Raw genomic sequence first — 22,157 nt, forward strand, 5'->3', positions numbered from 1 at the left:
GCACAACCTAGTTCAACGAGTCCATCCAAGCGACGGGAAGGAGGGCCCTTCCGCCGCAGCGCTGGAAAACAGGCACTTCCAGAGGCCGAGACCACCGCGAGACAGGGGGCCAAGCGCGGCCGGGTCCGTGAGAAGGCTTCCTGACACCCCCGCGTGTCAATCCGCGAACGGTTGCGTTGCCTTCTGCACGAGCCCCTGGAATCGCCGCGCATTCGCGCACGCTGCCGGTCGAGCTTGCACGGTACACCTCTTGCTTTGGGCGCCCGACCTGCGTGGGGCGTAGGACGAGGAGGACGGCGTGAAGCGAGATCTCGGAAGGCTGCTGGCGACGTGCGCGACGACCGCGGCGTTCTTGGTGACGTCCTCGGGTTGCGGTTCCACGGATTCCAGTGGCAGCGATCAGGCCGCGCACCCGGTCGACGCCGATGCCGCCCCGCCCGCCGCTCCGATGAGCGAGCAGATCACCGTCAGCGAAGTCGCCGTCTACCAGGCGACGAAGGCGGTCCTCGTCAGCGATGGCGCACCGGTCGACGCGCCGAACGCTCCGATCATCGCGGCTCGCCCCGGCGTGGTCCGCGTGTTCGTCAAGGCGCTCGGTGCCACGCGGCCGCAGGTCGGCGCAAAGCTCGTCGTGAAGCGAGCGGGCAAACCCGATCTCGAGCTGCACGACTCGAAGAAGCGTGTCGCCCTCCGGCTCGACGACAGCAACCTGTCGACGACCTTCAACTTCGAGATAGGCGCGGACGACATGACGCCCGACGCGACGTTCAGCTTCACGGCGGGTGCGGATCTCGGCGGGACGGACGTCGTCACGTACCCTGCCGACGGTAGCGACGCGCCCTTCGGAGCAAAGACCGGTTCCCAGACGCTCAAGGTCAAGCTCGTGCCCGTCGCGTATCAGACGGACGGCTCGGGGCGCACGCCGGATCTCTCCGACACGAACTACTACAAGGATGCACTCTACAGGATGTATCCGACCGCGAAGGTCGAGATCTCCGTTCGAGACCCGTTCAAGTGGTCCGAGGACGTGATGCCCGATGGCACCGGTTGGGACGGTCTCCTCGGCGGCATCATGCAGGTTCGCAAGGTCGACAAGGCGCCGGCCGACGTCTACTACGTCGGCGTCTTCAACCCGATGAACGATCTGAGCGCGTTCTGCAGCTCGGGAGGCTGCGTGCTCGGGATCGCTCCCCAGGCGTCCGCCGATGACGTGGGCATGCGTGTGGCGCTCGTCCTCGGGTATCGCAGTCGCCAGGCCGGTGGCACGCTCGCGCAGGAGCTCGCTCACGCCATGGGGCGCGCGCACGCGCCGTGCGGCGATCCGGCGGCCATCGACAAGAAGTTCCCCTACAAGGACGGCTCGATCGGCGTGTGGGGTTACGACGTGGTGGCCAAACAATACAAGGGGCCGGACTCGTCGGACTTCATGAGCTACTGCGGCAACGTCTGGACCTCGGACTATACGTTCAAGGGCATCTACCAGCGCATGGAGCTCGTGACCTCGCAGGTCGGTGGTACTCCGACGACGACGACGGGGGCGAACATCGCGCAGAACGAAGCGGCTACGATCTTCGTCGCTCGCGACGGCACGGTGACGGCGGGGCCGACCATTCCGGTGAGCGAGGTTCATGCTCCGGACTCGGACGAATCGATGTCGGTCGCGTTCGAAGAGGCCGGCGGCCGCGTGCTCGGGACGACGCGCGCGGCGGTGCGTTCGATCTCGAACACCGGCGGTCGTCTTCTCGTTCTCCCGCAGGCGCCTTCGGGAGCCGTGCGGGCACGCGTGGCCGGACTCGGCGTCGCCGACCTACGCAGCGCCGCGATGCGCTTCGCTCGCTGAGTCGTCAGGTTCCGCGAAAGCTGTCGATCGCGATCCCGAAGCGCTTCATCCAGCGATGGATCTGCATGCGGGTCTTCTGCATGCTCCGCGCGATCTCGCTCACGTTGCCGTGCGTTCGTTCGAGCGCGGCGACGAGCTCGTCGCGTAGGCGGAGGTCTTCGGGCGAGAGCGGCTTGGGGACGGAGCGCGTCACGCTGTTCGGGGGACTCGGCGGGCGCGACTCGGCTTCGCGTCCGCTCGTCGGCGCGTGACCGCTCGGTCTCGCGGGGCGCTCGCTCGTCTTCGTTCGCACGGGCGGAATCGCACCTCCGGTGTGCTCGATGCGCAGGAGATCGTCGGTGGCCGTGACTGTAGCGACGGAGAGCACGTGTTCGAGCTCGCGGACGTTGAGAGGCCACGCGTGCGCGACGAGCGCGGTGGCCAGGTCCGGTGAGATGCGCGTGCGGTCGGCGCGTTCGGCGGCGACCTTCGGCAAGAGATCGGCGACGATGAGGCCGAGGTCGACGCGCCGTTCCGCGAGCGTGGGCAAGCGGTGCACGTAACCGGCGATGCGCGCGTAGAGGTCGGGGCGGAAGGTGGTTGTCTCCGCTTCGCCGTCGGCGCGTGGACCGATCGGCTTGAGCGTGGCGGCGACCACGCGGAGGTCGACCGGGACCGGCTTCGTTCCGCCGACCGGCAAGACCTCACGCTCTTGCAAGACGCGCAGTAGCGTGGCCTGCCCCGCAGGAGGGAGCTCGCCGACCTCGTCGAGAAAGAGCGTGCCTCCCGATGACGAACGCACGAGCCCGGGCTCGTCACGATTGGCACCCGAGAACGCGCCTCGCACGTAGCCGAAGAGCTGGCTCTCGACGAGCGTGGGCGCGAGCGCTCCGCAGTTGATGGCCACGAAGGGCCCGGTGCGCCCGGAGAGCGTGTGGATGGTGCGCGCGAGGACCTCCTTGCCGGCCCCGCTCTCGCCGAGAAGCAGCATCGGCAGCTTCGCCATCGCCACGCGCACGAGTCGCGGCATCTGACTTTCGAACGCGGGCACGAGGGTGACGAGGCCGCGCGGCCTCGAGCGGAGCGTCGCGGCGTCGAGCACGTCGGCCGTACCCTCCGGCACGTCCTCTTCGGGGCACACGAGAAAGCACGTGGCGCCGAGCGTGACGAGGGTGGACTCGTCGATCGCCGAGCTCGTGACGCGCCTACCGGCCACGAAGGTGCCGTTGGTCGAACCGAGATCTTCGAGGAGCCAGCCGCCTTCTTCTCGCGCTAGCCGCACGAGCCGGGCGTGCCGGCCCGACATACGCGGGTCGGGGATCTCGAGCGTGGCCGACCCTTTCGCATCGACCTTCCACGCGCGTTCACGGCCGCGGACGAAGCGAACCTCGTTCACCTTGGCGAGCGAAGCCCGAAAGCCGCCCGAGAGTGGCCGCTCGCCTTCGAGCACCACGTAGAGGACCGCTTCGACCTTGGACGGCGCACCTTCGCCCGACAGATCGTCACGATGGGTGTGCGAGAGGGTCTGGTCCATGGCTCGACCGCACGAGGTCTTTGCCTGGACTATACCTCAGCGCAGAGCTTGTTCGGCGCGCATGTCGCGAAGGTCCGACAGTGCCGCGATGATTCGATCGAGGCGCTCGACGACATCGTTCGACGTCGCTTCCGGCCCGCTTTTCATCGCGGCCATGGGCGGATCGAAGATCTTCGCGGCCATCGCCGGGCCATAGGTCATGAGCGCGGTGCCGATCGCCTTGCCCGCCGACGTCTTCGCGAAGATGTCGCTATAGCCAACCGAGAGGTTCGTCGAGACGTATACGAGCGCGTCGTAGTAGCTCGTGACCTTCGGGTTGTGCCCGCGTTCGGCGCGGTAGAAGAGCCAGGCGCCGCCGAGGACGGTGGCCAGCACCGAACCCATCGGATCGCGCGTGAAGCCGTCGCGCACGCCGCCTTTGAGCTTCTCGAGCGCGCCCTGGCCCATATCGTCCGATGTGGCGGCGGCGAGGGCAGCGAGGACGAGAAGCGGGCGAGGGTTCATCGCATCGTGATGCTACGCCTCGCGACGTGCTCGCGCTACGCTGCTTCCAGACATGGCGCATTTGCTCACGATCGCACTTTCGTTTCCGTGCGTCGTGTATACGGTGCTCCTCGGCGCATCGCTCGTTTACTGGGTGTTCGTGATGGTGGGCGCCGCGCGCATCGAGCTCCTCGGTGACGGCGCAGCGGACGGCGTCATCGATGGGCTCGATGGCGCAGGCGTAGAGGGGCACGGCGCGCACGACTTCGGCGACGCGGGCGGAGACGGTCACGGCGCGCACGACGGCCATGACGTCGGCGACGGCGATGCCGACGGGCTCCACGGCGACGGACATCACGGTGCGCTCGCCGGCATGATGGCTGCCCTCAAGCTTCGTTCGGCGCCGGCCACCGTCGTGCTGAGCTTGCTCGTTCTCTTCTCGTGGCTCTTCAGCGCCCTCGCGATGCAGGCCGCGGAGAAGGCAATTTCCCCGGATTCGCTGGGATTCGTGCGGATGGCGGTGTTTCTTTTCGCGCCCATCGTAGCGCTACCGTTCACCTCGCTCGCCATTCGTCCGCTCGCACGCGTCTTCGCTCCGCCGAAGGTCGCCGCGCGGCAAGATCTCGTCGGAAAGGTGTGCACGATACGTACGGGCACGGTGACCGATCGATTCGGCGAAGCGATGCTCGAAGACGGTGGGGCGGGGCTCGTGGTTCGCGTTCGCGTCGACACCGGCGAGAAGCTGGCGCGCGGCGATCACGCCGTGATCGTGGGCTACGACGAAGAGGCGCAGGAGTTCACAGTCGCCCGAATGGATGACGATCTCGCGCCGGCGCCGAAGCGTCTTCGGAGCTGAATGGGAGTGCAAGGCGTCCAGCAAGGCTGGACCGAGTCGAATCAAACTCGCCTGTTTCACGTCAACGATTCATGCGACGCTTTCGGCCCCATAGGGGATGCGCACGCGTTCGCGGTTCTTCACGCCCGCATGCGTGCACGAAGGAGTCAGGGGAATGCCCGAGCAGCTGCTTCCGGTCTTGGTCGCCACCGCGGCCGTCTTCATCGTCATTCTCGGTGTGTTGGCGCTGGTCGCCCGCTTCTACCGACAGGTCGAGCAAGGCCGCGCGCTCATCGTGAACACGATGCGTAGCGAGCCCGTCGTCGCGTTCACCGGCGCGGTGGTCTACCCGATCATCAACCGAGCGGAAGTGATGGACCTCTCCGTCAAGACGATCGACATCGACCGCCGCGGTAAGGAAGGCCTCATCTGCAACGACAACATCCGCGCCGACATCAACGTCACCTTCTTCATCCGCGTGAACAAGACGCGCGACGACGTTCTCAAGGTGGCGCAGTCGATCGGATGTGCGCGCGCGAGCGACCCGAAGACGCTCGAGGAGCTCTATAGCGCGAAGTTCGCCGAGGCCCTCAAGACGGTCGGCAAGCACTTCAACTTCGAGCAGCTCTACACGAAGCGCGATGACTTCAAGGACAAGATCATCGAGGTCATCGGCAAGGACCTGAACGGCTTCATCCTCGACGACGCGGCGATCGACTACCTCGAGCAGACCCCGCTCGACGCGCTCGACAAGGACAACATCATGGATGCCGACGGCATCCGGAAGATCACCGAGATCACCGTTCAGCACAACGTCCAGACCAACGAGCTCCGTCAGAAGGAGCGTATGGAGATGGGCAGCCAGAACCTCAACGCCGACGAAGCGATCTTCCGCTTCGACCAGCGCCGCGCCGAGGCCGAGGCGAAGAAGCACAAAGAGATCGCCGTCGCCAACGCGCGCGAGCAGAACGAGGCCGCGCGCATCGCGAGCGACGAGCAGAAGAAGACACTCCTCGTGCACCACAAGAACGAGGAAGAGACCCTCGTCGCCGCCGAGGCGAAGACGCGCGGCATCTCCATCGCGCAGAAAAACCGCGAGCGCGAGATCGCCGTCGAGACCGAGCGCGTCGAGAAGGCGCGCCAGCTCGAGATCATCGGCCGCGAACGCGAAGTCTCTCTCGTCGGCATCTCGCGCGACAAGGAAGTCGAGCTCCAGAAGAAGGAGATCGCCGACGTGGTCCGTACGCGCATCAGCGTGGAGAAGACCGTGGCGGTCGAGGAAGAGAACATCAAGGACGTGCGCGCCCTCGCCACCGCGAACCGCGAACGCGATGCGCTCCGTATCAAGGCCGAAGCCGAGGCGCAGACCGCGCTCGTCAAGCAGGTCAAGGCAGCCGAGGCGAACGAGGAAGTCGCCAAGCACGCCGCGCGTCAGAAGACGATCACGGCCGACGCCGAGCTCGACACCGCCGACAAGCTCGCGCGCGCGAAGATGCGCCTCGCCGAAGGCGTCCAGGCCGAGGCTGCTGCCGAGGGCCTCGCCAAGGTGCGCGTGAAGGAAGCCGATGCTGTGGCAAACGAGAAGCAGGGCCTGGTCGACGCGCGCGTCACGCTCGAAAAGATGCAGGCCACGGCCGCGGGCGAGGAGAAGCAGGGCATCGCACGCGCCAAGGTGAAGCAGGCCGACGCCGACGCCGTGCAGAAGCTCGGTGTCGCCGAGGCCACCGCGCTTCGCGAGAAGCTCTCGGCCGAAGCTGCGGGCGAGGAGCAGAAGGGCCTTGCCGCCGCCAAGGTGCGCGAGGCGGATGCGTTCGTCATCGAGAAGCGCGGCATGGCCGAGGCCACGGCCACGCGCGAGCGTCTCGTGGCCGAGGCCGCGGGCATCGCGGAGAAGGCCGCCTCCATGAAGGCGCTCGACGAGGCGAGCCGCGAGCACGAAGAGTTCCGCCTCAAGCTCGACAAGGAAAAGACGATCGAACTCGAGACCATCCACGCCAAGAAAGACGTGGCCGCCGCGCAGGCGCAGATCCTCGCGCAGGCGTTCACCAACGCGAAGTTCAACATCGTCGGCGGCGACGGTCAGTTCTTCGACCGCTTCGTGAAGGCGATGAGTGTGGGGCAGGCCATCGACGGCGTCATGGACTCGAGTCCGAACGTCAAGTCGCTGGTCGAGTCGGCGATGCGTCCGGATGACGAAGCCGTGCTCGGTCTCGTCGAGAAGCTCCTTCATGCCGATCCGGCTGCGCAGGCACGCTTGAAGGCGATGCGCGGCTCGTCGGGCTCCGCGGGAGAGTGACGTCCGAAATCGGGAAGGTCGCTGACGGATGACAGTCCAGAACGGGAACGGCTCGTCGGGAGCCAGTGCCGCGGTGTCGCTCGAGGGAGGCAGCTACGACGTCGTTCGTCGCCGCCTCCTCGAGCAAGGCGCGGAGCTCGCGCAAAAGGCCGAAGCGCTCAACGAGAAGCGCAAGAGCGTCTTCGGCGGTGCGGAGCTCGCGCTCATCGCCAACGAACGTGTTCGCACGGAGCACAACTGCGTCGCACGCGACGTGGTCAACGTGCGCGGGCACCTGCTCTTCGGCTTCCAGGTCTTCATGGGTCTGAAGGCCGAAGTCGGCGTGCCGGACCTGTTCGCCTATTACAAATTCGAGCGGAAAGGCGAGGAGTGGGATCTCGCGCCGTTGCCTCTCGGTCAGGGCGGAGAGGCGGCGTTCCTCGCCGAGCCGTCGTTCGAGAAGGAGATCCGCGACGCGTTCAAGTACTACGCGAAAGACGCGCGGCTCCTCCGCCTCAAGCACGGAGGCAATCGCCTCTTCGCGGCGGTGCAGGTCGGCGCCACCGTTCGCGACGCGAAGGTCTTCCGCTGGAGCATCGATGCTTCGGGCCGCATCACGTACATGGACGCGCGTGGCGACGAGGAGATGGCGCCACCGCGCCAGTACGACTTCGCCTGGACGCAGACACGCCGCGAAGATCAGGTCCACGGCGCGCACCCGCACGTGAACGTTCTCGACACGGTCTTCGTGGAGACGGTCGGCGGTGACCTCACCGTCAAGGTCGAGAACAACACGAAAGACGGGCGCGGCATTTACCGCGAGCCGGTCGACGACCCGAACCAGACCCTCGACGACGCGGACATTGCCTACGCCAAGGTCGGCCAGCTCGTTCTTCTCCGCATCAAGCCGTTCCGTGAGGAGAAGTATCGCTATCTCGTCTACGACAGCCGAGCGCGCCGTGTGACGCGCATCGACGCGATCGGTCGCGCGTGTCACGAGCTCCCCGAAGATCACGGCATCGTCTTCCCCGGTGGCTACTACCTCCAGAGCGGCGACCACAAGGTCTTCGAGGGCGATGTCGACGAGGTCGAGTTCGAGCGCGTCATCAAGTCGCCGAACGGCGAAGACGTTCTCTATGTGTATCATGCACGTGATCTGGGCGAGTACCTTCTGCTGCCCTACAACGTCATCCGCAAAGAGGTGACCACCCAGATTCGCTGCCACGGCTACAGCCTCTTCGATGACGGCACCATGGCCATCTTCCGCACCGTGGCCGAGCCCACGCGCGTTCACCCGCTGCAGATCTGGCGCACGCCGTTCAGCACCGTCGAGTACGCGGCTTCGGCGCCGAAGGGGGAGGGTTATCTCGCCAAGGTGGGCAACGCCGATCTCGTGCGCGGCATCTCCGACGCGCTGTCGCTCCGCAAGCTCGTGAACGTCGAAAAGCCGACGCGCGCGACCTACGAAGATCTGGCGAGCGCCCTCACGCGCACCATCGACGCGCACTACTGGCTGGGCCACGCCGACGCGGGCAACCTGCTCACGACGATTACGTCGATGAAGAAGACCAGCGAGCTCGTTCTCGACGAGTTCGACAAGGTCGATGCCATCGAGAAGCGGGCGAACGAAGCGCTCGCGCAGGCCGCCGCCGCGCAGAAGGAGCTGCTGTCGCGCGTTCGCGTAGACGACTTGCGCGTGGTCGAGGATTACCTCGGTGCGCTGACCACGCTCCGTCACCAGCGCGGTCAGCTCATCAGCCTGAAGGATTTGCGCGGCATCGACGTCCATGCCGTCGCCAAGCTCGAGGCTGAAGTTGCGGCACGGGCCGATGAGGTCGATCAGGCGTGCGTCGAGTACTTCCTGAAAGACGACGCCTTCAAGCCGCTCGTCGACCGACTCGATGTCGTGGTGAGCAAGGTGGAGGCCGTCGACAAGGCGAGCGACCTGGCGGCCTTTGCCACCGAGCTCGACAACGTGCAGCAAGGGCTCACGCTGCTCTCCGAGGTCACGTCGAGCCTCAAGGTCGACGACGCCACGGCGCGCACGCGCATCCTCGAGGGGATCTCGGCGGCCTTCGCACACCAGAACCGCGCACGCGCCGTCTACCAAGGGCGAAAGAAGGATCTCTCGCTCCGCGAAGGCAAAGCGGAGTTCGCAGCGCAGTTCCGCCTCTTCGGGCAGTCCGTCACCGGCGCGCTCGCTCTCTGCGATACGCCGGAGGCTTGCGACGAACAGCTCTCCAAGCTTCTTCTCGCGCTCGAGGAGCTCGAAGGAAAGTTCGGCGAGCAAGACGAGTTCACCGCCGATCTCGCGCAGAAGCGCGAAGAGGTGAACGACGCCATCGGCGCGCGCCGTCAGCAGCTCCTCGACGAGCGTCAGCGTCGCGCGCAGAACCTGATGACCGCGGCCGAACGCATTCTGTCGGGCGTCGGTCGTCGCACCAAGACGCTTACCACCGTCGACGAGCTCAACGCGTACTTCGCGTCCGACGCGATGGTGCAGAAGCTCGCGGATCTCGAGGCGCAGCTCCGCTCGCTCGGCGACACGGTGCGCTCCGACGAGATCGCATCGCGCGTGAAGGCCGCACGCCAAGACGCGCTCCGCGCACTGCGTGACAAGACGGAGCTCTCGGGCGGCGACGAGAACAGCATCAAGCTCGGGCAGTACGTCTTCAGCGTCCACACCCAGCCCCTCGAGCTCGTGATGGTCCCCAAGAACGGGACCCTCATGCTGCACCTCACCGGCACCGACTTCTTCGAGGAGATCTCCGATCCCGAGCTCGATGCCGCACGTGATCTCTGGGATCAAGCGCTCGTCTCGGAGACCTCCGAGGTGTATCGCGGCGAGTATCTCGCCACGTCGATGCTGTTCGACGCCGAAGACGGCAAGAATGGTTTGACCCTCGAAGCGCTCGCCCTCGCTGCGCGCGACTCGAACGCCCTGCTCGACGTCGTCCGCGCGTACGCCCAAGAGCGGCTCGACGAGGGCTACGAACGGGGCGTCCACGACATGGATGCCGCGCGGATCCTCGAGAGACTTCTGTCGCTCCACGCGTCCGCGGGTCTCTTGCGCTTCGCGGCCGACGCGCGCGCCCTCGGTTGCCTCTACTGGGGCGGTCTCGAAGTGCGCGCGCGCACCGTTCTCCACGCACGCGCGAAGAGCCTCGGCCGACTCCGTGCAGAGACCTCGCACGCTTCCGCGCAGGCGTCGCTTGCCAAGGAGCTCGAAGAGCCGATCGCGGCGCTGGCCAAGACGCTCGGCCTGCCGCCCTCGTCCGGTGACGTCTCGTCGGCCGCGCGCTATCTCGTCCTCGAGCTCGCGCAGGAGCGCGTACGCTTCGTCGCGAGCGCCACGGCCGACAGCCTCTGCCGAGGCCTCACGACGTTCCTCGACGAGAACGGAAGTCGCCGTGCGTTCGAAGAGGAGCTGCGCGCGCTCGCCGAGCTACCCGCCGCGCGGCTCGGTGTGGCTCTCGCCTACGTCGAGGCGTTCGTCGAGAAGAAGAAGCTCGCCTCGGCGCGCTCCTTCGTGCGCGAAGCCGCGGCCATGCTCGTGGCCGATCGAGACGTCGCTCGGGAGCCCAGCGCCGCCACCGTGGAGGCAACGCTCGAAGGTCTCCTCGGCAGCCACGCGCGCATCGAGAATCGCGCCATGCGCATCGCGATCGACGAGATGTTCGGTCGTCTCCTGCCGTTCGCCTCCGAGCGCGTGCCGAAATTTCGCGCGTTCCGCAAGCTCAAGGCCACCATTCTCGAGCGCGAGAAGCAGCGCCTTCGGTTGAGCGAGTTCACGCCGAGGGTTCTCACCTCGTTCGTGCGCAATCGGCTCATCGATCAGGTCTACCTGCCGCTCGTGGGCGCCAACCTGGCCAAGCAGATCGGCGCGCTCGGCGCGAAGAAGCGAACCGACCTCATGGGCATGCTGCTGCTCGTGTCGCCGCCCGGCTACGGCAAGACCACGCTCATGGAGTACGTGGCGAGCAAGCTCGGTCTCGTCTTCATGAAGGTGAATGGGCCGGCCCTCGGCCACGACGTGACGTCGCTCGACCCCGCGGATGCCAAGAGCGCCACCGCGCGGCAGGAGGTCGAGAAGATCAACCTGGCCTTCGAGATGCAGAGCAACGTGATGCTCTATCTCGACGACATCCAGCACGTGAACACCGAGCTCTTGCAGAAGTTCATCTCGCTTTGCGACGCGCAACGTCGCGTGGAAGGCGTGTGGAAGGGCAAGAGCCGCACCTACGACCTTCGCGGCAAAAAGTTCTGCGTCGTGATGGCCGGCAACCCGTACACCGAGACGGGCGCGCGCTTCCAGATCCCCGACATGCTCGCGAACCGCGCCGACACGTACAACCTCGGCGACATCCTCGGCGGGCAAGAGGAGCTCTTCGCTTCGAGCTATCTCGAGAACTCGCTGACTTCGAATCCCACGCTCGCACCGCTCGCGACGCGCGACGGCGCCGACGTGTGGAAGCTCGTTCGACTGGCTCGTGGAGAAGAGGTGCCGCTCACCGATCTCTCGCACGGATATTCGGCGGCGGAGGTCTCCGAGATCACCGCGGTGCTCCAGCACTTCTTCGAGGCGCAGGAGCTGTTGCTCGCGGTGAATCAAAACTACATCCTGTCCGCGTCGCAAGAAGACGCGTTCCGCACCGAGCCGCCGTTCAAGTTGCAGGGCAGCTACCGCAACATGAACAAGCTCGCCGAGAAGATCGTCGGGGCGATGAACGCCGAGGAGCTCCAGCGCCTCATCGACGACCACTACGCGAGTGAATCACAGACGCTCACCACCGGCGCCGAGCAGAACCTGCTCAAGCTCGCGGAGATTCGCGGTCGCATGACCGACGAAGAGAAGCTCCGCTGGCGAGAAATCAAAGACGCCTACGTCCGGACACGCCGCTCGGGAGGGAAGGGCGACGACCCCGTAGCTCGCGTGACCGGTGCGCTCTCGGGCGTCGACGAGCAGCTGCAGAAGATCCGCGAGGCGATCGGCCAGGCGACGAACAAGACCGGCGACAACGGGCTCACGACGCAGATCGGTGCGGCCCTCGCGCGGCTCGAGGAGACGCTTCGCGAGAGCCGAAAGCCGCGTGTGGAGCTGCGTGTCGACGAGGGGACTTCGGCGGCGGCCGTTGCCGTGATCGACGTTGTTCGCGAGCACGCGCGCACCGTCGAGCACGTCGTCGCTGGATTGGCGGACCTCGCGAAGCACGCTTCGCGGCCAAGTGCGCCGGTTCCGCAAGCGAGCACCGAGAGCACGGGCGTCGTCGATCGCGTGAACGAGCTCATCACCACGGTGAGGAGGCTCGAGCACAAGCTGTCCACGGTGCAAGCTTCCGTGCCGCGCTTCGATGTGTCGCTCGACGTCGCGAGCTCGAGCAACTTCTTCCGCGGTCTCGATGGCAACGACGTCGTCGAGCACGGAGGTGTCTTCGTCTCGACCTACGCGAAGCCGCCTGCGCTCGGGGCCATCGTGCTTCTCGGCCTCGAGATGCCGGGCGGCGCGCGATGTGACGTTTCGGGCACCGTGGCCTTCGCCCAGGACTACATGAACGACGACGCTCCCGCCGGTTTCGGCGTTCGCCTGTCGACCGTGTCCGACGAGGCGCGTGTGATGATCGGTCAGTTCGTTCGAGCGCGCGAGCCGTTCGTGCGGGACTGATGTGCGGTTAATCGAGGCGCCGACTCAGAACATCACGCCGTCTTCGACGTAGAGCCCGAACGGAAAGCCCGGGTTCTCCGCCACGGCATCGGGCGAGTACGCGAGCTCGATGCGGAAGACGGCGGCGTCTCCCCATTGGATGTACGTGCCTGCGCCGACGCCGTACTTGAGGCCGATGCCTCGTCCGTCGCGCGGAGCATGGAACGAGTATTCGTCGAAGACGCGGCCGGCGTCGAAGAACGTCGCGCCGCCGATGCGGAAGCGCTGATCGAGGAAATGGAAGTGGAGCAGCATCGCCCGGATCTCGGCGTTGCCCACGACCTTCACGAGGCCCGAATAGCGTCCGATGGGAACGCCACGGATGCCGTTCGGACCGCCGGGCAGCTCGATGGAGTTGAATGGTCCGCCCATGAAGAGATCGTAGAAAGGCACGCGGCCGAACTCGAAGTCGGCAACGGCGCGACCGGCGAACACGAAGGGACCGCCGAGCGGAACGTACCCCGCGAGATTCACGCCTGCGCCGCCGTATTGGATGTCGCCGTCGAGCGGGAAGCCCTGGACGTATCGAACGCCGACTTGGTGGAACATGCCGCGATGCGGAAAGAACTCGTTGTCGCGACTGTCGATGACGAGCCCGCCGGCAAGACCCGCAACGGGAGCCGAGTGGAGGCCGCGAATGAGCGGCGCGCCGGAGCGCGTGACGGTCTGCGCGTCGAGGGCGAGCCGACTACCTTCGTACGCGACCGGATCTTCGAAGCGGAACGTCGGCGCGAGCATCGCGTAGTACGGCCTCTTGATCGTGAGGCGCGTGGGGCTGCGGAAGCGCACTTCGCGCGCGAGAAACTGGAAGAAGCGCCCTTCCTGCCCGCTCGATTGAGCGGGGATGACGGCCTGATTGGCGTTGCCTCGACCGAAGTAAGGCGAGTCGACGGTGCGCGAATACGCGAGCATCGGCGTCGTGCGCACGTTGTCCAAGACGTGTGGAATGTCGATCTGCAACGAGTACTTCTGCTGGGCGAGCTCGGTACCCGCGGGGCCGCCCTTCACGCTGGCGGCGAGGACGAGGTCCATGTTCCACACGTACGGAATCGCGCCGTCGCCGAATTTCGTCAGCGTGCCGACGACGCCGAACTGGAAGCCGATGTCGCTGTTACCGCCGAGAAGCGGGAAGCCCGCCGGTTCGTAGCGGCGCGTCTGGTAGTCGGCGATCGGCATGCCCGACGGGTCGGTCTCGCCCGACGAAGGCGAAGCGGCCGGCATGCTCGCCGGAGGCGCATCGCTCGGCGCGGGAGCCGTCACGCGCGGAGGGGTATGCGGTTCTTCGGCTTGGCTCTCCGTCGCCCCGAGCAGCGCAAGCACGAACAAGGTGGCCGCGCAGGCAGCGCGGGCGAACGAACGTCGCCCTCGTCGGCTCAGTGATCGCGATCCCTCGCAGGGGTTTCCGGATGCCATGACGGCTGTTCGTTTTCCGCCGGTCTCCCCTCGAGAAGTTCGTGCGGGCGGTAGCGGGACTTGTACGCGAGCGACGCGCACTCGGCAACGCGGTAGCCCAGATAGACGTACGGAAGATCAAGAGCGCGGGCGTGCTCGACCAGGAAAACGACGTGCGCGACGCCGAGTGAAGGTGGAGCGTGCTCGGGATCCCAGAAAAAGTAGACCGCGGAGAGCGCGCTCGGCGTCTCGTCACAGATACCGATGCCGATCAGGCGATCTTCATCTTCCGGGTCGTAGAAGGCGACTTCGCGAACGGACGGATGCGGGAAGGCGAAATCGAAGGCATAGCGCTCGGGGTCGAGCTCGCTCGGCTCCCAACCCCGCGAGCGTTCGCGCTCGGCGTGCCACCGCTGATAAAGCGCGAGCCTTTCGTCGTCGATGACCGGCTGACCTACGACCCGCCGCAGCCGAGCCGCAGCCTTGGCCGCGCGACGTTGGCTCTTGGTGGCCGCGAACGAGGCGGTCGGAATACGTAGCGTGACGCACTCCGCGCAATTCGCGCAGACCGGACGGAAGTAGACCGGACCGAATCGTCGCCATCCCCTCTCGAGCATCGCGTCGAGCTCGCTGGCCGTGACGTCGACCTGAACACGAAGCTCGAGTCGAGCCTCACGGTCAGGCAAGTACGAGCAAGCCCGTGGGGGTTCGACGATGTGCTGAAGCAGCCGGGCCACGCGTCCGATCTTGTCGCGCATGCCCTACGCGGGGCAAGCGCGGCACGCCTGGCACACGCGCAGCGGTTTCGCCTCGGTCGCGGTCACCCCTTCATCCCTCCTTCTTCCCCTCGGCCGGAGCCTCGGCATTGTTCTCTTGCGCCGGGAGCTTGCGGCCACGCACGCGGTGAGGGGCAAGTCCGCCCTTGCGGCCCGCCTCGCGTGCCTCTTCGTGCGAGAAACGGTGAGCGGTGCCCTTGCGATGAACGGCAGCCCCGCCAAGCATGGCGATGGCGCGGACCTTTGCTCGATCCATGGCCGCGAAGCCACGACGCTGCTTCGGCTTCTCGGCAGGCGGGTTCTCGGGCGGCGCAAAGGCCAGCGGCTCGGCTTCCGCCCCCTCGGTTTTCTCGGGCTTGTTGGGGTCGGTCGAAGCCTTGGGCGCCGTAGGATTCTCTCCTTCTTCCGGCGTGCCCCCGGGCTTCGTCGGGTCGTGGGCATTCGCGCACATGGTTCCACCTCCTCGTCCACGAAGTCGCAAGTCGTATGCCCCTGCGACATCCCGAGCGTGCGTAACGGGCGTACTCGTTGCACGATGAACGGCGGTGCTCGCCATGCTCGACCTTCAATTCCGACACGGCTCGCGTTTCGCTCTCGCGCTCGCGCTCGTGTCCACGCTCGGACTCACGACGCTGACGGCTCGCTCGGCGCATGCCGAGGAGGGCGCGGTGACGCCTCTGCCGGTCGTTCCAGCAGCGTCGACGAGCACGCAATCCTCGAGTGAGGAGGAGAGACCCGCCTCGCGTGCGTGGTCGGGATTCTACGGTGGGCCCGAAGCGAAGGTGACGGCGCTCGAAGGAAACGCGGCCTTGCTCGTCGGTCTCCAAACGGGATGGGTGCTCGGAGAAACACTGGCGCTCGGCGTCGCGGGCTACACGACGGCGGACAGCACGCACGCGAACGAAGCGGCGGATCGGCTCGGCCGATCGGCGTATGTCGACCTCGCATACGGCGGCGCTCGCGTAGGCGGCATCCTCGGTGCGCGGTCGCGGTTGCGGCTCACCTATGGAGTGCTGGCCGGCGGCGCCGTCGTCAGGCTCACCGTTCCGAACGCCGCGCGCGACGATCAGACGACGGCCGTGATCGAGCCGGACGTTTCGGTCGAGTACGACGTCACGAACAACGTCCGCGTGGTGACGGGGGCGTCGTACCGCCTGACCACGAAGCCGAGCTTCGCCGAGACCGGTGCCCTCAACATGAGTGGCCCGGCCGGGTCGCTCGCCGTTCGGTTCGGCAATTTCGAGTGAGCTTCAGCCCGTGAGGTGAGCGCGGAGGCGTCGCTTCTCGGAGGCCGCACGGAGCTTGCGAAGCGCGTCGCGTTCGAGTTGGCGAGCGCGTTCGCGCGAGAGCGAGAGGCTCTTGCCGATCTCTTCGAGCGTGCGCTGGGCGCCGCCGTTCAGCCCGTAACGAAGGCGAATGACCTCCGCTTCTCGCTCCGGCAACTCGGCGAGAAGGAGCCGGGCTTCGTCGCGGAGCTCGCTCTCGGCGACGGCCTCGTCGGCAGGCTGTGCCGATTGATCGGCCACGAAGTCACCGAGCTCGGCGGCTTCACGTTCGCCCGCGCCGCCGGTGGGCGTCTCGAGGCTAATGGGTTGGGCAACGACTTCGAGCGCACGTTTGACCTGCTCGACAGGCAACCCCGTCCGCGCGGCGAGATCCGGAACGGTGGGTTCCTTGCCAGTCTCGCGGAGGAGACGCTCTTCGGCACGACGCACGCGCTGCACCGTTCCCGTCAGATGGACAGGCAAGCGGATCATCTTGCTCTGATCGGCGAGGGCGCGGCTCAGCGCATGGCGGATCCACCACGCGGCGTACGTGCTGAAACGTAGCCCGCGGCGGTGGTCGAACTTGTCGACCGCGCGGAGCAGGCCGAGGTTGCCCTCCTGAATGAGGTCGACGAGGGGCATGCCGCGATAGCGCCGCGCGAACGTCACCACGATGCGGAGGTTCGCGTGGATGAATTCGGCCGTGGCCCGATTTCCTTCGAGCTGACCCTTCTCGATCGCCTCGAGCGCGGCGCGGAGCGGAGCGTTTTTCGGCTCACGTGCCGAGCGCTCGCCGAGCTGCTCGACGACGGGGCGGAGGGCTTGCGGGTGGATGCGGAGTCCATGCGCCCGCGGTCGCGACCGCGTGGGACCTTTGCGGGTAGCATCCGCGACGGCCTGCTCGATGCGGACCGAAAGCTTCTCGTCTTCGGGGTTGGGATTTCGCTCGACGTCCTCGATGCGGGTCTCGTGATCCCGCAGCGATCGGGCGATTTCGAGCAGCGCCTCACGGCCCTCCTGGCAACCGAGCAGAGCCCGCGTGATCGAGAGATCCGCGCGCTCCAGGCGCCGGGCCAAGGCCAGCTCCTCGGCGTGGGTGAGAAGAGGAAACTGCGACATTTTCCGGAAGTGAAGCTCGAGCGGGTCGTTGCTGGTCCCGCCGTCCACATCGGTTGTCGCGGTGAATTCGAGAGTGGTCGAGTTCATCAGGTGAGGCCGCCTGTCAAACGTGCGAGGGCCGCGAAACATGCCCGGATTCGAACGGGAAACGTAATCACCCGCCGCACGAACGCTCGAAAGCACGACGAGAGATCGAACGACCTCAGCCGTTCCGCGACCGCGGGCGGTCTTCGGTCTCCGGATCCACGACGCGCGCGAACCCGGCTGTGTTCCCACTTTCGATGCAATGCCGGACGATTGCGTTGTCCGGGAGGCACGGTCCGAACGCATGGCGGCGCCGCGCCCGGCCTCGCGTCCAACGCGCGAGGCGGCGCTCTGACGTCCCGAGCTGCGGTCCTCGTCAGCCGCGAATCTGCTTCACGGCCGCGGCGACGTCGTTGCCCGAGGCGCTCTGCCCGGTCGACTTCAGGTGCTTCATGGCGACGCCGACGGCTTGCCCCTCGGCCTTGGCCGCTTTGATCGCCTCATGCTGCGGCGCGAGAAGCGAAACGATCTGCGCGACGTCGAGCTGGGCGGGGAGGAGCGCCTTGAGCACTTCGATCTCGTGTCGAAGCGCGTTCGCATTGTCTCCCGTCGCCAGCGACAGGGTCTCCTCGTTCGATTTGATCAGTTTGCGGAGGGCGGCAGCCTGCTCTTCGTCGCTCAGAGCGGCGCTTTTTCGGGCTTCGGCCGTCTGAATCTCACCAAGCGCGAGACGCAGAACGTCACGGGCGACCGAGTCCCCCTCTTTCATCGCCTGGGCCACGCGCTTCTTGATGTCGTCGACGAGCATGCCCGCAGCATCGCCCGCCTTCGCGCCCGCGCCAAGGGGCGGAAAATCGTCAGGCCGCGCTGGTCTTCGACTTCGCTGCGCCGTCCAGGATCTTCGTGGGGAAGAACCCGCTTTCGGCGGAACGGAGGGTCGGCGGTTCGGAGTCCGATGCCGATTCTTCGATCGGAGCAGGTGCCTGCATCACCGCCGGTGCGGCGTTTTCGTGCAGGACGCTACGGCCATCGAGAACGACATCGCCGGTGGGGTCGACGAGGATGATGCGAAAAGACATGACCCTTGGTCTCCAAGAAGTGAAACGGACGCGCTCGCGGACGAAGAAAGGGGCTCTTGTGAGATCGATGCGCGAAGAGGGCGAAGAAGGAAGCGGGCGGGGACTCGCGGGCGTCGCTAAGGCTGAGTTCGATGGGGGGGGCGCAGACGAGAGAGAGACGAGACAGACGAGGAAGCGGCTGACGCGCTGACTGGCTGACTACCTGACGGGTCCGGTTCGCTCTCGATTCATGTCACGAGGCGCGAACCTTTATGCCTCGAAACCGCTGCAGTCGGTGTGCCATTCCGCCTCTCGTCTTCATCTTTTCGAAGTGCGCGAAAGCGCTAGGCCAGATTCCTTCGAACGCGAATTCGAGTTCGCATCACCGTTCGAAATTTCACACTCCACCTGCGTCAGAATCGACACGTTTTTGACGCCGAAATGCCGGTTCAGCTCTGTCTCGGCGCGTCGTTTCGATTCCTGCTTTGCTGCCGATGGCATGACGCATGCGCCGCCGTGCCTCGTACCCGTGGAAGGAGCGCGCGGCCCATGCGCAATGCGATTCGGATCGGCAAGCTGTTCGGCGTCGAGTTCAGACTCGATTCGAGCTGGCTATTCATCTTCGCGCTCGTGATCTGGAGCTTGGTCTCGGTCTTCTCGCGCTGGCATCCCGACTGGACCATTGCGACCGGGATCATCGTGGCCATCCTGGCGGCGCTCGCGTTTTTCGGGTCCGTTCTGTTTCACGAGCTCGCTCACTCGCTCGTGGCTCGCATCTACGGAATTCCCGTCCGCGACATCACGCTGCACATGTTCGGCGGTGTCTCGAACATCGAGCGCGAGCCGCCGACGCCCGGCGCCGAGTTTCTCATTGCCATCGTTGGCCCCATCTCGAGCGTGTTGCTCGGCATCGGGATGCTCGTCCTCGTGGCCTTCTTGACCGGCGTCACGATGCACGGTGCGCAATTCGAGTCGGCCGAGGACGCGGTCGCGCACATGGGGCCGCTCACGACGCTGCTCGTGTGGCTGGGGCCGGTCAACATCATGGTCGGCCTGTTCAACCTCATCCCTGGGTTCCCGCTGGATGGCGGCCGCATCCTTCGTTCGATTCTGTGGAAGGCGACCGGTAACCTGCAGCGGGCGACGCGCTGGTCGACGACCATCGGCCAGTTGGTTGGTTGGGCGTTCATCGTGATGGGCATCTTCATGGCCTTCGGCTACCGCGTGCCCTTCTTCGGAACCGGCGTCGGAGGCGGCATCTGGCTGGGGCTCATCGGCCTCTTCCTGAGGAATGCAGCGATGCAGCATCAGGTGGGGGCGGCCGTCGAAGGGGCTCTCTCCGGAGTGCACGTCGGCGACGTCATGCGCACGAACGGACCCTGGGTGAGCGCGTCCATTTCGCTGCGCACGCTCGTCAACGAGTTCTTCATCCACCGCGAGGACGAGGCGTATCCCGTCTTCGACGGCACGCAGTTCGTCGGTGTCGTTGCGTTCGAAGACATGCGTCGCATCCCCGTCGAAGCATGGGATCTCCGCACCGCGCGCGACGTCATGACGAAGGTGACCGACCTCGTCACCGTGAAACCGACCGACGATGCGTTCGAGGCCTTGCGCCTACTCGGCAACGCCGCTGTTCGCCAGTTGCCAGTTCTCTACGAAGGGGCGCTCGTCGGCGTCGTCTACCAGAACGATATCGCGCGATGGCTCGAGCTTCATTCTCGGACGGGAGGACGAATGGCGCCGCCGCGGCCTCGTCACGCGTGATCGACGTTCGTGGCAAGCTCTGGGCAGGGACAAAACTGTCACGGCCGTGACATCGCCGCGCAGGTGTTCAGGCCCGTGTGACGGGCGTGCCGCGACGCGGATTCTCGACTCGGCGCCTCGTCCACGCATGCGCGACGATCGAGCGCCGAGCTTCGCGCTCCAAGCTCCTTTCTTGCAGCGCGATTCGACATGGCCGAGCCCTCCGAGAAGAAGAAGCTCGTCTTTACGATCATCTACGGGCTCCTCAGTGTCGGTCTCCTGATCGCCGCGCAGTCGTTCGTGTCTGCGGACACGCGCGCACGCGAAGTGCCCTACAGCGAGTTCCTCACGCTTTTGCGTGGGGACAAGGTCGAGCGCGTCGAGCTACGTTCGACGCAACTCGTCGGGGCGCTCAAGGAGAGCGAAGGCAAGACGTCGCTCGGCACGCCGAAGCTCGTGAACACGGGCCGCCTGCCGGGCATCGACGAAACGCCGCTCCTCAAGGAGATGGAGGACCACCACGTTTCGTTCGAGGGCAAGGTCGAGGCGCCTTCTGTGTGGCGTTCGGCGATGCTCTGGGCGCTGCCGATCCTGCTGCTCGTCGCGCCGTGGGTCATCGGCCTGCGTTTGATGAAGCGCGCGGGGGCAGGAACACCGCTCAGCGTCGGACGTAACAAGTCGAAGGTCTACGACGTGACGCAGGATGGTCGCGTTACCTTCGCCGACGTCGCTGGGGTCGACGAAGCGCGTGCGGAGCTCGTCGAGATTGTCGACTACCTCCGCGAGCCCAAGAAGTATCAATCGCTCGGTGCGCGCGTACCGAAGGGCGTCTTGCTCGTCGGTCCGCCAGGAACAGGAAAGACGCTGCTGGCGAAGGCCGTTGCCGGAGAGGCAGGGGTCCCGTTCTTCGCGCTCTCGGCCTCGACGTTCATCGAAATGTTCGTCGGCGTGGGCGCCGCGCGCGTCCGCGACCTCTTCGAGCAGGCCAAGCAGCGCGCGCCCTGCATCGTTTTCATCGACGAGCTCGATGCCATCGGACGTTCGCGCGCAGGGGCCGTGGCCGTGGCCCACGAAGAGCGCGAGCAGACGCTGAATCAGCTGCTCGTCGAAATGGACGGTTTCGATGCCAACGCGGGCGTTCTGCTCATGGCGGCGTCGAACCGCCCGGAGGTTCTCGATCCTGCACTGCTCAGGCCGGGCCGCTTCGATCGCCAGGTCGTCGTCGATCGCCCGGACGTCCGTGGTCGCGAGGCCATTCTGCTGGTCCACGCTCGCAAGGTGGCCCTCGCGCCGGAGGCCGAGCTCGGCATCGTCGCGCGTATGACTCCAGGCATGGTGGGCGCCGATCTCGCCAACGTCGTGAACGAAGCGGCGCTCGCGGCAGCTCGTCGTTCGGCCGACGTGGTCGGTCAGCAGGATCTCGTGTCGGCCGTCGACCGCATGCAGCTCGGCCTCGAGAAGCGTGCGCTCGTGATGACGCCCGACGAGAAGCGGCGCGTTGCCGTGCACGAATCGGGGCACGCGCTCGTCGCCATTTCGACGAAGAGCGATCCGGTCCATCGCGTGACCATCATTCCTCGAAGCATCGGCGCGCTCGGCGCGACGTTGCAGCTTCCGACCGACGAGCGGCGCCTCATGACGCTCTCCGAGCTCGAAGATCGCTTGTGCGTGATGATGGGCGGTCGCGTGGCCGAAGAGCTGGAGCTCGGCGAGGTCTCGACCGGCGCCCAGAACGATCTCGAACGTGCCTCGGAGACGGCACGCCAGATGGTCTGTCGCTTCGGCATGAGTGGAAAGCTGGGCCCGCTCGCGTTCGGCCGTACGGGCTCCATGCGTTTCTTCGAGACCGGGGCCGAAGAGCGGAACTTCTCGGAGCGCACCGCCGAGGCGATCGATGACGAGGTTCGCCGCGTCGTCGACGAGCAGCACGAGCGCGCGCGGCAAATTCTGAAGCGCCGTCGTGAAGTCCTTCTCGGCATCGCCGAAGCTCTCCTCGCGAAGGAAACGCTCTCCCGCGAGGAGCTCGATGCCATCGTGGTCGAGGCGGAGTCCCGCACGCAGCTGCGCACGGCCGACCCCGCCTCGCCCACGACTCCCTCGGCGCAAGGGCCGACGTCGAAGCTCGGATGAGGA

15 protein-coding genes are annotated in these 22,157 nt (G+C 66.2%); 7 read left to right on the forward strand and 8 right to left on the reverse strand.

Translation table 11 applies throughout. The features are described 5' to 3' along the window. Positions 1–298 precede the first annotated feature (298 nt). A complete protein-coding gene (locus tag AKJ09_RS25355) occupies positions 299–1,840 on the forward strand; it encodes a M66 family metalloprotease (RefSeq protein ID WP_146649997.1) in 1,542 nt (513 codons plus the stop codon). A 4-nt stretch (positions 1,841–1,844) separates the two neighbouring features. Here the strand turns inward: AKJ09_RS25355 and AKJ09_RS25360 are convergent, their stop codons facing one another. Further along, entirely contained in the window at positions 1,845–3,353 is a 1,509-nt protein-coding gene (locus tag AKJ09_RS25360; protein WP_146649999.1) for a sigma 54-interacting transcriptional regulator, read from the reverse strand. 36 nt (positions 3,354–3,389) lie between these two features. Beyond that, positions 3,390–3,857 (reverse strand): ion channel, encoded by a 468-nt coding sequence (locus AKJ09_RS25365; protein ID WP_146650000.1) that lies wholly within the window; start codon positions 3,855–3,857, stop codon positions 3,390–3,392. 52 nt (positions 3,858–3,909) lie between these two features. On the opposite strand from AKJ09_RS25365, the gene AKJ09_RS25370 reads away from it, so the two are divergent. The 3 genes from AKJ09_RS25370 to AKJ09_RS25380 all read left to right on the forward strand — a co-directional run bounded on the left by AKJ09_RS25370 (position 3,910) and on the right by AKJ09_RS25380 (position 12,608). Continuing rightward, positions 3,910–4,692, forward strand: coding sequence for an OB-fold-containig protein (locus AKJ09_RS25370; RefSeq protein ID WP_146650002.1), 783 nt, complete (start codon positions 3,910–3,912; stop codon positions 4,690–4,692). A gap of 154 nt (positions 4,693–4,846) precedes the next feature. Beyond that, on the forward strand, positions 4,847–6,967 hold the full coding sequence (locus AKJ09_RS25375) for a flotillin family protein (protein WP_146650004.1): 2,121 nt from the start codon (positions 4,847–4,849) through the stop codon (positions 6,965–6,967). 28 nt (positions 6,968–6,995) lie between these two features. Then, positions 6,996–12,608: a DNA repair ATPase gene (locus AKJ09_RS25380; RefSeq protein WP_146650006.1), complete on the forward strand. Its 5,613-nt coding sequence runs from the start codon at positions 6,996–6,998 to the stop codon at positions 12,606–12,608. Between the two features lie 24 nt (positions 12,609–12,632). Here AKJ09_RS25380 and AKJ09_RS25385 read toward each other — a convergent pair whose 3' ends face one another. The 3 genes from AKJ09_RS25385 to AKJ09_RS55005 all read right to left on the reverse strand — a co-directional run bounded on the left by AKJ09_RS25385 (position 12,633) and on the right by AKJ09_RS55005 (position 15,266). Then, complete coding sequence (locus AKJ09_RS25385) at positions 12,633–13,907, reverse strand: BamA/TamA family outer membrane protein (RefSeq protein ID WP_169927850.1); 1,275 nt, start codon at positions 13,905–13,907, stop codon at positions 12,633–12,635. 113 nt (positions 13,908–14,020) lie between these two features. Further along, positions 14,021–14,797, reverse strand: a complete 777-nt coding sequence (locus AKJ09_RS25390; RefSeq protein ID WP_275936645.1) for an arginyltransferase — start codon at positions 14,795–14,797, stop codon at positions 14,021–14,023. Between the two features lie 70 nt (positions 14,798–14,867). Further along, on the reverse strand, positions 14,868–15,266 hold the full coding sequence (locus AKJ09_RS55005; RefSeq protein WP_240488586.1) for a KGG domain-containing protein: 399 nt from the start codon (positions 15,264–15,266) through the stop codon (positions 14,868–14,870). 103 nt (positions 15,267–15,369) lie between these two features. Between AKJ09_RS55005 and AKJ09_RS25400 the strand changes: the two genes are divergently transcribed. Then, entirely contained in the window at positions 15,370–16,062 is a 693-nt protein-coding gene (locus tag AKJ09_RS25400) for a hypothetical protein (RefSeq protein WP_146650010.1), read from the forward strand. A 3-nt stretch (positions 16,063–16,065) separates the two neighbouring features. Here the strand turns inward: AKJ09_RS25400 and AKJ09_RS25405 are convergent, their stop codons facing one another. From AKJ09_RS25405 to AKJ09_RS25415, 3 genes are all read right to left on the reverse strand, one after another. Next, positions 16,066–17,286, reverse strand: a complete 1,221-nt coding sequence (locus AKJ09_RS25405) for an RNA polymerase sigma factor RpoD/SigA (RefSeq protein ID WP_169927851.1) — start codon at positions 17,284–17,286, stop codon at positions 16,066–16,068. Between the two features lie 313 nt (positions 17,287–17,599). Further along, complete coding sequence (locus AKJ09_RS25410; protein ID WP_146650014.1) at positions 17,600–18,031, reverse strand: GatB/YqeY domain-containing protein; 432 nt, start codon at positions 18,029–18,031, stop codon at positions 17,600–17,602. 49 nt (positions 18,032–18,080) lie between these two features. Further along, positions 18,081–18,302 (reverse strand): hypothetical protein, encoded by a 222-nt coding sequence (locus AKJ09_RS25415; RefSeq protein ID WP_146650016.1) that lies wholly within the window; start codon positions 18,300–18,302, stop codon positions 18,081–18,083. A 528-nt stretch (positions 18,303–18,830) separates the two neighbouring features. On the opposite strand from AKJ09_RS25415, the gene AKJ09_RS25420 reads away from it, so the two are divergent. Together AKJ09_RS25420 and ftsH are read left to right on the forward strand one after the other, a co-directional pair. Then, a complete protein-coding gene (locus AKJ09_RS25420; protein ID WP_169927852.1) occupies positions 18,831–20,045 on the forward strand; it encodes a site-2 protease family protein in 1,215 nt (404 codons plus the stop codon). A 189-nt stretch (positions 20,046–20,234) separates the two neighbouring features. After that, complete coding sequence (gene ftsH / locus AKJ09_RS25425; RefSeq protein WP_146650020.1) at positions 20,235–22,154, forward strand: ATP-dependent zinc metalloprotease FtsH; 1,920 nt, start codon at positions 20,235–20,237, stop codon at positions 22,152–22,154. Positions 22,155–22,157: the final 3 nt, after the last annotated feature.

Source organism: Labilithrix luteola (assembly GCF_001263205.1).
Lineage (GTDB): Bacteria > Myxococcota_A > Polyangia > Polyangiales > Polyangiaceae > Labilithrix > Labilithrix luteola.

Coding starts and splice junctions, on each gene's coding strand:
- ftsH (WP_146650020.1), top strand. CDS start 20,235: ATGGCCGAGCCCTCCGAGAAGAAGAAGCTCGTCTTTACGATCATCTAC.
- AKJ09_RS25390 (WP_275936645.1), bottom strand. CDS start 14,797: ATGCGCGACAAGATCGGACGCGTGGCCCGGCTGCTTCAGCACATCGTC.
- AKJ09_RS25420 (WP_169927852.1), top strand. CDS start 18,831: ATGCGCAATGCGATTCGGATCGGCAAGCTGTTCGGCGTCGAGTTCAGA.
- AKJ09_RS25370 (WP_146650002.1), top strand. CDS start 3,910: ATGGCGCATTTGCTCACGATCGCACTTTCGTTTCCGTGCGTCGTGTAT.
- AKJ09_RS25400 (WP_146650010.1), top strand. CDS start 15,370: ATGCTCGACCTTCAATTCCGACACGGCTCGCGTTTCGCTCTCGCGCTC.
- AKJ09_RS25405 (WP_169927851.1), bottom strand. CDS start 17,286: ATGAACTCGACCACTCTCGAATTCACCGCGACAACCGATGTGGACGGC.
- AKJ09_RS25365 (WP_146650000.1), bottom strand. CDS start 3,857: ATGAACCCTCGCCCGCTTCTCGTCCTCGCTGCCCTCGCCGCCGCCACA.
- AKJ09_RS25360 (WP_146649999.1), bottom strand. CDS start 3,353: ATGGACCAGACCCTCTCGCACACCCATCGTGACGATCTGTCGGGCGAA.
- AKJ09_RS25415 (WP_146650016.1), bottom strand. CDS start 18,302: ATGTCTTTTCGCATCATCCTCGTCGACCCCACCGGCGATGTCGTTCTC.
- AKJ09_RS25410 (WP_146650014.1), bottom strand. CDS start 18,031: ATGCTCGTCGACGACATCAAGAAGCGCGTGGCCCAGGCGATGAAAGAG.
- AKJ09_RS25375 (WP_146650004.1), top strand. CDS start 4,847: ATGCCCGAGCAGCTGCTTCCGGTCTTGGTCGCCACCGCGGCCGTCTTC.
- AKJ09_RS55005 (WP_240488586.1), bottom strand. CDS start 15,266: ATGTGCGCGAATGCCCACGACCCGACGAAGCCCGGGGGCACGCCGGAA.
- AKJ09_RS25380 (WP_146650006.1), top strand. CDS start 6,996: ATGACAGTCCAGAACGGGAACGGCTCGTCGGGAGCCAGTGCCGCGGTG.